The organism is Streptomyces sp. NPDC040589 (genome assembly GCF_055594445.1).
Genome location: NZ_JBVIWP010000004.1, coordinates 561,225 through 575,174, shown reverse-complemented (window position 1 = coordinate 575,174; position 13,950 = coordinate 561,225). Strand labels below are relative to the sequence as shown.

Below are 13,950 nucleotides of genomic sequence, written 5' to 3'. Positions count from 1 at the left end.
GTAAAACACCAAGTCAGGCCGCAGACCCGGAAGTCAGACGAGGTGGGCGAACACCACCAGGTTCTCGGTGTAGTCCCGGGCCTTGCGGTCGTAGGTACCCGAGCACGTGATGAGCCGGACCTGGGCATCCCGTGTGTCGCCGTACACGCGCTCGTTGGGGAACTCGTCCTTCTCGAAGGACTCCGCTCCGTCGACCACGAAGGTGGCCCGGCGGCCGTCGGCTCGCGTCACATGGAACCGGTCCCCCTTGCGCAGCTCGCTGAGCCGGGCGAACACGGCCAGGGACGTCGCGGTGTCCACGTGGCCCGCGATGATCGCGGTGCCGGTCTCCCCGGGCGAGTGGCCCTTGGCGTACCAGCCGACGAGGTTGGTCTCGTCGGGCGGCGGGGGTGCGAGCTGACCCGAACGGTCGATGGCGAGGGCGGTGAAGGGCGCGTCGACCGCGATCTTGGGGATGAGGAGGCGGACCGGACGGGACCGGGGCAGACGCGGCCGGGCCTTGGACGATCCGGCCCGCTCCGCGGGCGCGGAAGGCGCGGCCGCCGACACGGCCGGTGGGGCGTGCGGCGGGCCTGAGGTGTCGGACGACTCGTCGCCGCCACCGACCAGGCACAGGGTCAGGACCAGGGCGGCCACCGCCCAGAAGGCCGTCACGGCTGTGCGGAATCGGCGCTTCGACTTCTGCGGATCGGGACCTGGGTCGGCGGGGGCGGGGGAGCTGGCTGCCATCGGGGACCACCTCATTCGGGCACGGCAGCGCATCGGGCGGGGCAGCGGGCACGACACGCGGGGACGACGAGCCGGGCCGCCGCGACGCGAGGGGCACGTGCGGCGGCGACGGCGGCTATGTGGTCAGGCATCGGTCATGCCGTGCCCCGCGAGGCCCTCTGGCGTCGCAGCGCGTACAGGCCGGTGCCGGCCACCGCCAGCACGGCGAGACCACCGGCGGTGACACCCGGAGCGGCCAGTGCGCCGCCACCGGTGTGGACGCCGCCGCGCGGCTTGTCGTGCTTGCCGTTCTCGTCGTGCTTGTCGCCCCAGTCCTTGTCGTGCTCGTCGTGCTTGTCCCAGTCCTTGTCGCGCTTGTCCCCGTAGGGGTCGTCGTGCTTGTCGCCCCAGGGGTCCCCGCCGCGCTCGCCGTCCTTGTAGGTGTCCGGGTCGTGCTTGGGGTTGTCCCAGTCGTCGTCGGCGTTCACCGCGGCCAGCGCTCCGCCACCCGTGTGTACCCCGCCGCGCGGCTCGTGGTGTTTGCCGTCCTTGTGGTGCTCCTTGCTGTAGGAAGTGGTGTCGTGGTCCCGGTCACCCATGGCCTCGGCACTGGCGGTGGGTGCGGCGATCGCGAGGGCCGCCGTGGCGGTTGCCGTCGCGAGCAGAATGCGGGCAGAGCGCATCGGTCGTCCTTCCGTCGCGGGCCGGGCAGCTGACGCCTCGCCAGCTCAGGAGACCCGGCCTCGACGTGAACCACCGTCAGTCATGCCGGGCCGTCCCACCATCCAGGGCGTTCACATGGGTTACGGCCGCACTCTGACGGCGGCATCGGACGGTGACCGGAAAGATCGCAACCTCCACCGCGCCGCACCCGTCTCCTACGGCGAAACGGGGGTGAGGACCGCTCTCCCCCGGACCGTCACGGGAGGCGCTCATGGCCATGGTCGGGCTGTTCTGGATCGGCGAGGACTCGGTGTACGTGGGGGCCGAGCCCGCGGGAGCGGCCTCCGGGGTACGGCTGTCCGAGGACGGCGTCGAGGCGCCCGGGGCCGGCCAGGGAAGGTTCTGGACGTGGGACGAGGTGGTCCGGATCGAGACGCACCACGTGGCCGTACGGTCCGGGGCGCGGAGGCTGGTGTCCATGGCCTTCGACGCCGCGTCCGTCATGGTCACGGGGGACGGCGAGCTGCCGCCCGCCTTCTCCGTGGAGGTGGCGACGGCCGAGGAGAGCGTCCTGGTCGATGTGCTCACGGCCGTCACCGGCGGGATCTACCTGCCCTCCGAGTACGACCTCTCCACCACCCTCCTCCGGCGGCTCGCCGACGGCGGCGCCGAGATCGGCGACCTCCTGGCGTGGGGCCGCGAGCACGCGGCCGAGGGCACTCCGCCGCGCGAGGAGCGGGAGGCGCTGCTGCGGAAGTGGGCCGGGGCGTAGCGCCCGGCCGCGGTCTCACGCCTGGGCGCGGCGGCCACACCGCTCGGCGTGGCGTCACCGCCTCCTCGGGTCCTGACGTCCCAGGCGGCTCGGGTCCGGATCCACCAGCTGGGCCGACATGCCGACCACGACCAGCCCGGCCGCGATGAGCAGCCCCTGGGCCAGGGCGATGCCGGAGCCCAGGACGGCCACGCCCAGTGCCAGTCCCCACCAGGCTCCGGTACGCCGGTACTCCCGGGGCGGGGCCGGGCGGCCGGATCGCAGGGCCCGGGCGAACCTGGGGTCCTCCCGCTCGAGTCGCGCTTCGAGGTCGACGAGACGTTCGTCTCCGGACTGGGGCACGGCTTCTCCTTCCCGGAACCCGACAGCGCTTCGAGGCAGGGCACGGCCGAGGCCATGGCGAATCCTGGGGTGTCGGGCCACGTGACGGTGCGGAGGGAGACGGCCCTCCGACGCACGGCGCGGCCGGTCTCACCAGGGCTTCAGCTTCTCCCCCCTCCAGCGGCCTCCGCCATCAGGCCCCACCCTCATCCTTCCCGGTGGCCGCCCTGTACGAACGCCGAGCCGGGAGGCCGGTGTTCGCCTCGAGGATGGGTGGTGGCACGGATGGCGGCGGGGCCGGGCAGCGCACACGCTGGAGGGATGACGGAGGCTGACAGGTCGGTGGAGGCGGTACGCGGTGCCCTTGTTCTGGCGGATCTTCCTGCTGAACGCCCTCGTGCTGATCGCGGCGACCGCGCTGCTGCTGGGGCCCGTGACCGTCTCCACGCCGGTGCTGCTCACGGAGGCCGCGGTGCTGACGGTGGGGCTGGCCGCGATGCTCGTCGCCAACGCCCTGCTGCTGCGGGTCGGGCTCGCCCCGCTCCAGCGCCTGACGCGGGCCATGACGACGACCGACCTGCTGCGTCCGGGCCGGCGTCCGGCGGTCGGCGGCCAGGCGGAGGTCGCCGAGCTGATCACGACCTTCAACGCCATGCTCGACCGGCTGGAGGACGAGCGGGCCACGAGCAGTGCCCGGGTCCTGTCCGCCCAGGAGGCGGAGCGGCGCCGCATCGCCCAGGAGCTGCACGACGAGGTGGGTCAGACCCTCACGGCCGTTCTGCTCGAACTCAAGCGGGTGGCCGGTCATGCCCCGCCCGATCTGCTGGAGGAGCTGCGCCAGGTGCAGGAGACCACCCGGGCCGGTCTGGACGAGATCCGTCGTATCGCCCGCCGGCTGCGCCCCGGTGTGCTGGACGAACTCGGTCTGGCGAGTGCGCTGAAGTCCCTCGCCACCGACTTCGGCGGTCCCTGCCTGTCCGTACGGCACCGCCTGGACGCGGATCTGCCGACGCTGGGCCCGGAGGCCGAACTCGTCCTCTACCGGGTGGCACAGGAAGGGCTCACCAATGTCGCCCGGCACGCCGGGGCGCGGCACGCCGAGCTCGCTCTGCGGCGGACCGCCACGGGCGTGCGGCTGTGCGTCCGTGACGACGGACGGGGCACCGGCGACGCGCCGGAGGGAGCCGGCATCCGCGGCATGCGTGAACGTGCCCTGCTCGTCGGCGCCGACCTCAGCCTGGGCCCCGGCCCGGACAAGGGCACCGAAGTGCGCCTGACCGTCCCCGTGCCCCTACGCGATCCCGACCGGAACGGCCGACCATGACGGACTCCTCCCCCACCCGCATCCTGCTCGCCGACGATCACGCCCTGGTGCGGCGGGGTGTACGGCTGATCCTGGACGCCGAACCCGATCTCACCGTGATCGCCGAGGCCGACGACGGTGCCGAGGCCGTCGCCCGGGCCCGTGAGCACCGGCCCGATCTGGCCGTCCTCGACATCGCCATGCCCCGGCTGACGGGGCTCCAGGCGGCCCGGGAGCTTTCCCGGACCTGCCCCGGGACACGGATTCTCATCCTGACCATGTACGACAACGAGCAGTTCTTCTTCGAGGCGCTCGGTGCCGGTGCCTCGGGCTATGTGCTCAAGTCCGTCGCGGACCGCGACCTGGTCGAGGCGTGCCGGGCCACCATGCGGGGCGAGCCCTTCCTGTATCCCGGTGCCGTCGACGCGCTCGTCCGCGACTACCTCGACCGCTCCCGGGAGGGCGGCGCACCGCCCTCCCGGGCCATCACGGACCGTGAGGAGGAGATCCTCAAGCTCGTCGCCGAGGGCCACACCTCGCAGCAGATCGCCGAGCTGCTGGTCATCAGCCCCAAGACGGTGGAGCGTCACCGCGCCAACCTGCTCCAGAAGCTCGGCTTGAAGGACCGGCTGGAGCTGACGCGCTACGCCATCCGCGTCGGGCTGATCGAGCCCTGAGAGACAAGCCCTGAGGCCGAGACCGCTAGCGTTCGGCCTCGGCCGGCTGGGGAGCGGGTGGTGCGGGGTCGGCTTGGGGCTCGATGTCGTACGTCGGCGCCGAGCGGCCCGGCAGGAGGTCCTGGGCGGACCGGAGCGCGCGGGCGAGCAGGGAGGAGCGGCCGGCGGCGATGGGGCCGAGGACCGCGAGGACGAGGACGTATCCGGCGATGAACGGGGCGAGGCGGTTGTCGAGTCCGGCGCTGGCGGCCATGGCGGCCAGGATCAGCGCGAACTCCCCGCGGGCCACGAGAGTCGTGGCGATCTCGGCAGCGGGCTCGGCGCCGTAGCCGTACACGCGGGCGACGAGGAGTCCGGCGATGATGTTCATGACGACGGTCAGCGCGGCCGCGGCGGCGACCGGGCCGACGACGGAGAGGATGTCGCCGGGGTCGATGGAGAGTCCGAAGGCGAAGAAGAAGATCGCCGCGAAGGCGTCGCGCAGCGGATGCACCAGTTCCCGGATGCGCGGGCCGGAGGAGGTGCCGGCCAGGATCAGGCCGACCATGAACGCGCCGATGGCGTCGGCGACTCCGAGGACCTCGGCGACCCCCGCCACGAGGACGGCCGCGCCGAGGAAGGTGATGACGAGCAGTTCGCTGTCACGGGTCGCGACCAGGCGCCCGGCCAGTTTGGTGCCGTAGCGGGCCGCGGCGGCCAGGACCAGCAGGAAGCCGAAGGCCTTGCCGCCCTGGAGGACCATGTCCCCGACGCCCTGGGCGCCGCTGATGACCGGCTGGAGCGCGGCGAGGTACAGCGCGAGGAAGATGTCCTCGACCACGATGACGCCCAGGATCAGACGGGTCTCGGGGCGGCCGATGCGGCCCAGGTCGATGAGGATCTTGGTGACGATGGCGGACGAGGAGATGCCGAGGACACCGGCGAGCACCAGCGCCTCCCGGACGCCCCAGCCCAGGGCGAACCCGAAGGCCAGACCCGCGCCGACGTTGAGCAGCAGATAGATCCCGCCCGCGGTCAGCAGGCGCCGGCCGCCGCTCTTGAGGTCGTCGAGGTGGAACTCAAGGCCCAGGTAGAACAGCAGCAGCACCAGTCCGAGCGCGGAGAGCATCTCGAAGTCGTGTGCGTCCTCGACGATGACCAGGCCCGGGGTGTGGGGGCCGAGCAGGATGCCCGCGAGCATGAACAGGGGAATCGTCGGGAGTCCGATCCTGCCGCCGAGGCGGGCGAGGAAGGCGGCGGCCAGGAAGGCACCGCCCATGGCGAGGAGGCTGTCAGCGTGTCCCACGGGTCACCGCCTTCGTGGGAGCGCGGTAGGCGGATCGTTTCACCTTGCGGGGATGGATAGGGGCTCCTCCTTCGAGGGGGCTCTGAACGGGCAGCGTCGTCCGCCTCTCGGCGCAGACCGAGGCCGCGGCCATGACAACCGGCACGAAAGCCTCGGCGACGCTGCCAGCCTCACACGCACACCGATGGCGTCACCATCGGTGCCCGCACCCATCTCCGGGTGGGGACGACACCCATCTCCCCGTCATACGCCCCGGTGTTCGATGCCCAGCAGGCTCGCCGCCGCCCGGAAGTCGGCCGCGTGGTGGCCGACCGCGAGGGACCAGTGGTGGCCGACGCCCGTGGCGCTCCACGCGTCCACCCATTCGCCCGGATCGCGGCCGAAGTCGACGCGGCTGGTGGTGTTGCCGATCTCCAGCAGCGGTCCGGGGACGACGGTGCCCTCGGAGGTGACGAAGGACAGGCTGCCGTCGGCGTCCTGGCCGAGCCCGAGCAGGGTGACGGGCCCGTGCCGGACGTCGAACTCGACGCTCACGCCCCAGCCGCGTTTGCCGTGGTAGACGCCGAGTCCGCGCAGCAGGGGGTCACGGGCGCTGACGGCGAGGTGGGCGGGTCCGTCATGGCCCATCTCCACGACGCCGTCCTCGAAGTCGAGGGCCTGGATCTCGGTGAAGGAGCCGCCGGCGCCGACGCTCTGGGAGGCGAGCTGGGCGACGCTGGTGCGCAGTTCGTACTCGCCGGCCGCGGGCACGCCCCGGGCGGTGAGCAGGGAGGCGCCCAGGATCATGCCGGCGCCGAGCCGCTCGTGCAGTTCGCCGTCGAGGCCGCGGTGGTAGTAGGCGAGGGTGTCGAGCCCGAAGTCCTCGACGAGGCGGTCCAGTGCGACCGACACGGTCGCGCCCCAGGCGAAGTCCTCGTCCACCACGCTGTCGTCGAGGGTGAAGACCTGCCGGGCCAGTGCCATGCGCTCCCGGGTCTCCGCGTCGGTCACCCGCTCCACCCGGTGCCGCAGGTCGTCGAACTCCAGCACCTCCACGTGCGAGCCGAACGTCGTGGCCAGCAGCGTCGGATCGGTCTGCACGTCGAGCATGCCGGGATACACGTGCCCCATGAGGCCGTGCCGGCCGTGCCGGAGCGCGGCGCGGATGTGCGCGGCCCGGATCCACTGCTCGATGCGCCGCCAGGCGGACTCCTGGCGCAGCCATCCCGAGACCGACCGGAAGGGGATGCCGGCCCGCCGGAAGACGTTGCCGACCTCGGGGACGGAGCACTGGGCGCAGTACGCCAGCCAGTCGCCGGTGTCGAAGGTCGCGTGGTCCATCCGCTGGCTCGGCTGGAGGTCGATGACCAGGACGGGTGAGTGCGAGCGCTGTGCGATCGGCAGCACCATCGACGACGTCAGATACGTCGTCAGGAACAGCACGATCAGATCGCAGTCGGCCCGGCGCAGCAGTTCGGCGGCCCGCGCGCCCTCCTGGGCGTCGGAGACGAATCCGGCGTCGGTCACCTCCGCGTCCATCCCCCGGAAGCGCTCGGCGACGTAGGCGGCCGACTCCTGCAGCTGCGGGAGGAGCCCGGGGAACTGCGGCCAGTAGGTGCCGAGTCCGCCGGCGACCAGACCGATCCGGGTGCGGCGGCGGGTGACCGGCGGGAGCAGGTCGTGCAGGGCGGCGGTTCCAACGGCCGTGCGGTTCGCGGTCGTTGTCATGGTCGGTGCTCCTTGTCAGGTCTGCTGCGGATCAGGTGTGGGGACACGCGGGTCGGCTCTGTCACGCACCGCACCGGAGGCCCGCGGCACCAGGACGCGGATGATGAACACGCCCGCGAACGCCGCCACCGTCATACAGGCGGTGATCGTCCAGAGCAGGACGGACGGGCTGTGGTCGGCCAGGGCGGGGGTGAAGAACGCGGCGACCGCGAAGACGCCCCGCGACAGGGCGTAGGTCAGGCCCTGGGTGGTGCCCCGGGTGTCCGCGGGCAGCGTGAGCTGCGACCACACCTTGTAGTTCGCCTCCCCGGCGAAGGGGTTGGAGAGCTGGTAGAGAACGAAGAAGACGAGCATGCCGACGAGCGCGCCCGCGGTCAGCGACGCGATGACGAAGGCGAGGATCTGCACCACCGCGGCCACGTGGAACAGCCGGTCACGCCAGGGGGTGTCCGCAAAGCGCACGAAGGCGAAGGTCAGCAGCACCCCGATCGGGATGGCGGCCAGGTTGATTCCGGTGGCCAGGCTCTGTGAGGCGTCGCTGACGGTGACGAGCAGATAGGTGCCGAACTGGCCGAAGGTGTTGGCCCCGAGGCCCCAGGTGACGTAGAAGACGAATGTCGCGGTCATCGGCAGCAGGGCGGCGCGCGTCCAGACGTTCTTCAGGGAGACGCCCTGCGGGGCCGCGTCCGTTTCGGTCTCTGACGGCTCGTCGGCCAGCTTCAGACGGGAGCGGAAGGCCCAGGTGACGAGCGCGGCGACGGCCAGCTGGCCGGTGATGAGCCGGGCCCCGGTCATGCCCGAGGTGGACAGGATGAAGCCGAGGGCGATGGCGACGGCGATGCCCAGCATCCACATGACCTGGGTGAAGGCGACGAGCCTGCCCCGGGCCCAGGAGGGCGCGGCGTCCGAGACCACGGCCAGGGACGTCGGCAGGTCGGCGCCGGCCGCGAGCCCCGCGACGAGGACGCCGATCAGCAGCGTGATGTCGTCCGGGGCCAGTGTGATGACGATCGCGCCGAGGGCGAAGCAGAAGATGTCCCAGTTGTAGACGCGGCGGCGGCCGAACAGGTCGGCGAGCCGTCCGCCGACCAGGGACCCGACGGCGATGCAGCCGGTGACGATCGCGCTGATCGCACCGGCCATCCACACGCCCATGTCGTAACTGTCGCGGTAGATGGCCAGGTTGACGGAGATGCTGACGATCAGCCCGGCATCGAGATAGGAGGCCATGCCCGACAGGGCGGCGGCCTTCCAGAGCTGTTTCGGGATGGGGCGGGTACCGGCCATGATGCGACTCCGTCGTCTGGTGACATCGCGGTTCCGGGGGCCTGGTCGCAGCGAATATAGGGCGAGAAAAACGTTGCAACAAGATGTCGCGCGCACATGGGTGAGATGACGTCGGCTGTCGCGCCACCGTTCCGGGATATGGCGTGATCGCCCCAGGCCCCCTACGGTGAAGGTGGCCTAAAAACGTTTCAGGGGAAGGACCGTGTCCGTGCTCTCCCCCGCGCTCCGGCGCCTGTTCGACGACCCGCCCCGCGACTTCGGCCCCACTCCCCTGTGGTGGTGGTCGGGTGCGAAGGTCACCCGTGAGCGCCTCGCGTGGCAGTTGCGGGCGTTCGCGCGGGGCGGTGTCCACAACCTCGTCGTGATCAACCTGGCCCCGGCCGGCCCGACGTTCGGCGCCCGGGCCGACGATCCGGCGTGGTTCGGCGAGGAGTGGTGGGCGCGCTTCACCGACGCCTGCGAGATCGCCGCGGAACTGGGCACGCGCCTGTGGTTCTACGACCAGATCGGGTTCTCCGGCGCCAATGTGCAGGGCGGTGTGACACGGCGTCATCCCGAGGCGGCCGGCCGCGCGCTGCGCTGTCACGACCTCACCGTCGCCCGGGGCACGGTCGCCGTCGGTGATGCCGAGACCCCGCTGGCCGCGTACACCCCGCAGGGCCGGCGTCTCGATCTGGCCACGGACGGCCCGAGCGGCACCATCGGTGTCGCCGCCGCCGACGGAACCGAGGTACGGCTCGTCACCACCGTCGCCACGGCGTTCGACTACCTCGACCCGCACGCCGTGGGCCTGTTGATGGACACCGTCCACCACGAGTACGACCGCCGTGTGCCCGACTACCTGGGCACCGTCATCGCGGGCAGCTTCCAGGACGAACTGCCCGGCACGAACGCGTGGAGCCACCGCTTCGCCGACGAGTTCCGCGCCCGGCGCGGCTACGACCTGCTCGACCACCTGCCCGCCCTGTTCGGTACGCACGCCACCGTGCCGGAGGGGAAGATCCGCGCCGACTACTACGCGGTGCGCGCGCAGCTCACCGAGGAGGCCCTGTTCCGGCCGCTCGCCGACTGGCACCGCGAGCGCGGTCTGCTGCTCGGCAGCGACCAGAGCCACCCGGCCCGCGCGGGCTACCCGGCGCAGTCGACGCAGATCTACACCGACTACTTCCGGACGCACCGCTGGTACAGCGCCGCCGGCAGCGACCACCACGGTGACGCCAAGGTGCACTCCTCCCTGGCCCACCTCTACGGTCACGAACGCGTGTGGATCGAGGCGTTCCACTCCTCCGGCTGGGGCGGCACGCTGGAGGACACCTACCACTGGCTGCTGCCGTTCCTGCGCAGCGGCGCCAACCTGTACAACCCGCACGCCAGTTACTTCGGCACGGCGGGCGGCTGGTTCGAGTGGGCGCCGCCGTCCACCGACTGGCGCCAGCCCTACTGGAAGCAGTACCCGGCCTTCTCCCGGGCCGTGGCCCGGATCTGCTCGATCATGTGCTGGGGCGGCTACGCGGCCGACGTGGCGGTTCTGCACCCGACCGCGACCATGCAGGCGCTCATCCCGCTGGACGCGCCGGTCCAGCACTTCGGCGACGGCCGACTGGGCGACGGTCATGCCGACGCCGACGAGACACAGCGCCACTACCTTGACCTGTGCGGCACGAACAACTGGCTCGCCCCGCACGTCGGCACCCTGGACCGGCACGGGATCTCCTTCGACGTCGTCGACGACGACTCGGTCCAGCGCGCCAAGGCCACCGACGGCGCCCTGCGCATCAGGGACCTGGCGTACAGCGCGGTGCTGCTGCCCTCGGCGAGCGTGCTGGCGGAGGAGACGGCGCGACGCCTGGCGGAACTGCTCGACGCGGGAGGGCGGGTCGTGGTCGTGGGGCGGCCGCCCGGGAAGGCCGCGGGCCGGTCCGGTGACGACGCGGTGGTGGCGGCGCTGCTGGCGCATCCACGGCTGGAGCGGGTGCGCGACCCGGAGGCCGGTGCGGCGGCGGTGGGCGACGCGGCCGGGTACGCCACCGGTGAGGTGCCGCTGCTCGTCAGGCGGCAGGGGAACGAGGCGGTGGCGCTGGTCACGGCGGCCTTTCCGGAGATCGGCGCGCATCCGCTGCGGCCCGGCGCCTCCTCGGAGGGCCTCGCCGTCGGCACGTCGTCCGTCACCGTGCGGGCCGAGGTCGCCGAGGCCGAGGTCTGGGACCCGGCGACCGGCTCCCGCCGTCCCGCGCGCGTCACCGTGTCCGACTCCGCCGACGGCGCCGTCTCGACGATCGAGGTGCCGCTGGACGGCGCCCCGGCGGCCCTGGTCGTCTGGCGTGAGGGCCGCCCGTCACCGACGCCGCCGGAACGGGAGTCGCCCGGCCGGGTGCTCGACCTCTCGGCCGGCTGGCACGGCCGGCTGATCCCCACCCTGGACAACACCTGGGGCGATCTGGCACTGCCCCCGGGTACGTCCGTGGACGAGCCGCAGATCTGGACCATGGAGTGGACCGAGGGCACGGTGTGGGAGCGGACCCGGGCCACGTACGGCAACCGGGTCCGTGTTCTGCCCCCGGTGCCCCTCGGCGAGGTGTCCGAGCCGCTGGACGCCGTCAGCGCCGAACGGGTCCTGGCGGGCGAGCTGCCCCTCGTACCGCCGGACGCGGGCTGGGACGTCGCCGTGTACTCGTCGAGCCGGGGCATCCCGGACCCGGGCGGGCTGCTGGGCCTCAAGGGGCTGGTGAACGAGGAGTTCGTCCGCGTGCCCGTGCCGCTCGGCGCGACGGCCGCCCGGGTCCGGACGATCGTGGAGACCGACCACCGAGGGCCCGCCGAGCTGCACGTCGGCGCGGAGGCCCGTAAGCGGGTGTGGTGGAACGGCGAGTCGCTGGACCCGGACGGCGAGGGGTACTTGGTGTCCGCCCGGGTCACGGTGACCCGCGCCCGGAACGTGCTCGAGTACGAACTGTCCGACGCCCAGAGCCGTCCCTCGACGATCTCGGCCGAGGACGGCACCCCGCTGGGCAGCTTCTTCTGTCTGTCCGCGCCGGGCGGGCTCGGGCGGCGTCCGCGGTTCATGCGCCCGCCGGACGGTGTGCGGCCGGACGGCCGGGTGACGTACCGCGCGCGGCTGCGGGTCCCGGGCGAGGATGCGCGGGCGGTGCTCGTGGTGGGTGCCGCCTCGGCGGTCACCGTGCTGCTCGACGGGGACGTCGTGGCGCGGCAGGAGAAGGTCGAGTACTACGCGGCGGACTGGGGCGCCGTGCCGCAGTTCTTCCGCCACGAACCGGCGCTCGGGGCGGGCGAGCACACCCTGGAGGTCGTGTCCGACAGTGCCGACGCCCGGGACGCGGTGTTCGTCGACCTGGTGGTGCGGTCCGGGGACGGGGTGACGGCCCTGGTCAGCGGCGCGGGCTGGGAGGCCGGGACGGCCGGGTGGCGGGGGCGGACCGTCGAGGACGAGCGCAGGCGGGGCGAGCTGCGGCACTGCCACGCCGTGGTACGGCCGCACCCCCTGCCGGACACCGGGTGGCTCACCGGCCGGCCGGTGCTCTCCGGCACCGTATGGCCGTCGCGGTCCACGGACGACGTCCACGCGTCGCCGCAGCGCTTCCGGTTCACGGTGCCGGCGGGCACCGTGTCCCTCGACCTGCCGTTGGCGCTTCCCGCGAGCGTGCGAGTCGGGGACGGACCGGAATCGCCCCTGGAAGGAGACCGGCTGACACTCCGGCACCCCCTTCCGGCGCCCACGCCGGTCGAGGTGGTCACCGAGCCGACGGCGGTGCTGCGGGGCGGCTCCGCCTGGCGCGGGCCGGTGCGGGTGCGGACCGTACCGGCGCCGCTGCCGCTCGGCGACTGGCGTGAGCTGGGGCTGTGCGGTTGGAGCGGGGGCGTGATGTACGCGCGTGCGCTTCAGGTGCCGCCGGGGCCCGATCCCGTGCTGGATCTCGGGCGGGTGCGGGGCAGTGTGGAGGTGTCGGTCGACGGGGAGTTCGCCGGTGAGGCGTTCTGCGCGCCGTACCGTTTCCCGCTGCGCGGTGCCGCCGGGCGTACCGTCCGGGTGGAGGTGACCGTACGGGGCACGCTGGCGCCCTATCTCGCGGAGGCCACGCCCACCGCCTGGGCGTTCGAGTCCCAGCTGTCGTCGGGGCTGCTGGGTCCGGTGACGCTGCGGGTGCCGTCCGACGTCTAGTTGCCGGCGGGCGGCCGGGTGGAGTCGCGCAGGACGAGGCCGGGGGCGAAGACGCGGGTCTCGTGGAGGTGGTCCGCGCGGGCCTCGATCTCGTCGAGCAGCATCTCCACGGCCGCCCGGCCGAGGTCCTCGACCGGCTGCCGGACCGTCGTCAGGGTCGTCGCCCCGAAGCTCGCGACGTCGAGGTCGCCGTAGCCGACCACCTGCACGTCCTCGGGGATGCGCACGCCCCGCTCGGTCAGTCCCCGGCACAGGCCGGCCGCGAGGAAGTCGTTGGTGCAGAAGACCCCGTCGGGCAGGTGCTCGAGCTCGCGCGCGATCTGCGTTCCGTACGCGACGGTCATCCGCTCGGCGACGACCTGGTCCAGCCGTGCCTCGCGCCGGCTGCGGACGGCCTGCCGGGCGCCCTGGTACCGGTCGGCGCACTGGCGTATGCCGCGTTCGCCGTTGACGACGAGGATGTCGCGTGCCCCGCTGTCGAGGAGGTGCTGTACGGCGATGCGGCCGCCCGCGATGTCGTCGACGGAGGCCGAGCAGCCCTCCCGGTCGGGCATCGCACGGTCGGCCAGGACCAGCGGGATGCCCCGCTCGCGCAGCCGGGCCAGCCGCCCCGGGTCGGCGCTGAGCGGCACGACGACCACGCCGACGGCCCGCTGCTCGGCGAGCATGCTGAAGTAGCCCTGCTCCCGTTCCGGGGCGTCGCCGCTGTGACAGAGGACGAGGGAGTAGCCGTGGTCGTAGGCCGCGTCGGCGGCGCCGCGTGCGATGCGCGCGTAGAAGGAGTTGGTCACGTCGGGCAGTACGAGCCCGATGGCGGAGGAGTGGCCCGTGCGCAGGCCCGCCGCTCCCGGGTGGGGGACGTAGTCGAGCGCGGCGACCGCGACGCGGACGCGCTCGGCGGTCCGTTCGGTGACCCGCTCGGGCCGGTTGAGCACGTTCGACACCGTGGACACCGAGACGCCGGCGGCGGCCGCGACGTCCTGGATGCGGGCGGGGCGTGCCGGAACGGCGTCCACCCCCTCGCTGTTGCGGCCGTGCGACCAGGCACGA

Annotated in this window: 11 protein-coding genes; 4 read left to right on the top strand and 7 right to left on the bottom strand. The window is 72.8% G+C overall.

Annotation, left to right across the window (positions count from 1 at the left end; translation table 11 throughout):
• Positions 1-33 precede the first annotated feature (33 nt).
• Both ACZ58V_RS20500 and ACZ58V_RS20495 read right to left on the bottom strand, forming a co-directional pair.
• Positions 34-729 carry a class F sortase gene (locus ACZ58V_RS20500; RefSeq protein WP_468189296.1) on the bottom strand — a complete coding sequence of 232 codons (696 nt, stop codon included), beginning with the start codon at positions 727-729 and terminating at the stop codon, positions 34-36.
• Positions 730-863: 134 nt separating this feature from the next.
• Entirely contained in the window at positions 864-1,391 is a 528-nt protein-coding gene (locus ACZ58V_RS20495) for a hypothetical protein (protein WP_471291247.1), read from the bottom strand.
• Between the two features lie 251 nt (positions 1,392-1,642).
• On the opposite strand from ACZ58V_RS20495, the gene ACZ58V_RS20490 reads away from it, so the two are divergent.
• Positions 1,643-2,143: a hypothetical protein gene (locus ACZ58V_RS20490; protein WP_468189292.1), complete on the top strand. Its 501-nt coding sequence runs from the start codon at positions 1,643-1,645 to the stop codon at positions 2,141-2,143.
• Positions 2,144-2,197: 54 nt separating this feature from the next.
• Here ACZ58V_RS20490 and ACZ58V_RS20485 read toward each other — a convergent pair whose 3' ends face one another.
• A complete protein-coding gene (locus ACZ58V_RS20485; RefSeq protein WP_468189288.1) occupies positions 2,198-2,485 on the bottom strand; it encodes a DUF3040 domain-containing protein in 288 nt (95 codons plus the stop codon).
• A 337-nt stretch (positions 2,486-2,822) separates the two neighbouring features.
• Between ACZ58V_RS20485 and ACZ58V_RS20480 the strand changes: the two genes are divergently transcribed.
• Together ACZ58V_RS20480 and ACZ58V_RS20475 are read left to right on the top strand one after the other, a co-directional pair.
• Complete coding sequence (locus ACZ58V_RS20480; RefSeq protein ID WP_468189285.1) at positions 2,823-3,788, top strand: HAMP domain-containing sensor histidine kinase; 966 nt, start codon at positions 2,823-2,825, stop codon at positions 3,786-3,788.
• Positions 3,785-4,444, top strand: coding sequence for a response regulator (locus ACZ58V_RS20475; RefSeq protein ID WP_471291245.1), 660 nt, complete (start codon positions 3,785-3,787; stop codon positions 4,442-4,444). The genes ACZ58V_RS20480 and ACZ58V_RS20475 overlap by 4 nt, the downstream gene beginning before the upstream one ends.
• Before the next feature lie 25 nt (positions 4,445-4,469).
• Here ACZ58V_RS20475 and ACZ58V_RS20470 read toward each other — a convergent pair whose 3' ends face one another.
• From ACZ58V_RS20470 to ACZ58V_RS20460, 3 genes are all read right to left on the bottom strand, one after another.
• A complete protein-coding gene (locus tag ACZ58V_RS20470) occupies positions 4,470-5,729 on the bottom strand; it encodes a cation:proton antiporter (RefSeq protein WP_468189280.1) in 1,260 nt (419 codons plus the stop codon).
• Positions 5,730-5,972: 243 nt separating this feature from the next.
• Positions 5,973-7,436, bottom strand: coding sequence for an arabinose isomerase (locus ACZ58V_RS20465; protein WP_468189278.1), 1,464 nt, complete (start codon positions 7,434-7,436; stop codon positions 5,973-5,975).
• Positions 7,437-7,451: 15 nt separating this feature from the next.
• A complete protein-coding gene (locus ACZ58V_RS20460) occupies positions 7,452-8,723 on the bottom strand; it encodes an MFS transporter (protein WP_471291242.1) in 1,272 nt (423 codons plus the stop codon).
• Positions 8,724-8,931: 208 nt separating this feature from the next.
• Here ACZ58V_RS20460 and ACZ58V_RS20455 point away from each other — a divergent pair, with 208 nt between their 5' ends.
• Positions 8,932-12,900: a glycosyl hydrolase gene (locus ACZ58V_RS20455; protein ID WP_471291741.1), complete on the top strand. Its 3,969-nt coding sequence runs from the start codon at positions 8,932-8,934 to the stop codon at positions 12,898-12,900.
• Here ACZ58V_RS20455 and ACZ58V_RS20450 read toward each other — a convergent pair.
• Positions 12,897-13,916: a LacI family DNA-binding transcriptional regulator gene (locus ACZ58V_RS20450; protein WP_468189274.1), complete on the bottom strand. Its 1,020-nt coding sequence runs from the start codon at positions 13,914-13,916 to the stop codon at positions 12,897-12,899. The two genes, ACZ58V_RS20455 and ACZ58V_RS20450, sit on opposite strands and share 4 nt — an antisense overlap.
• Positions 13,917-13,950 lie beyond the last annotated feature (34 nt).

Bases quoted from the DNA above. Each gene is read 5' to 3' on its own strand.
- ACZ58V_RS20500 (WP_468189296.1), bottom strand. From the start codon at position 729: ATGGCAGCCAGCTCCCCCGCCCCCGCCGACCCAGGTCCCGATCCGCAG.
- ACZ58V_RS20460 (WP_471291242.1), bottom strand. From the start codon at position 8,723: ATGGCCGGTACCCGCCCCATCCCGAAACAGCTCTGGAAGGCCGCCGCC.
- ACZ58V_RS20490 (WP_468189292.1), top strand. From the start codon at position 1,643: ATGGCCATGGTCGGGCTGTTCTGGATCGGCGAGGACTCGGTGTACGTG.
- ACZ58V_RS20475 (WP_471291245.1), top strand. From the start codon at position 3,785: ATGACGGACTCCTCCCCCACCCGCATCCTGCTCGCCGACGATCACGCC.
- ACZ58V_RS20465 (WP_468189278.1), bottom strand. From the start codon at position 7,436: ATGACAACGACCGCGAACCGCACGGCCGTTGGAACCGCCGCCCTGCAC.
- ACZ58V_RS20495 (WP_471291247.1), bottom strand. From the start codon at position 1,391: ATGCGCTCTGCCCGCATTCTGCTCGCGACGGCAACCGCCACGGCGGCC.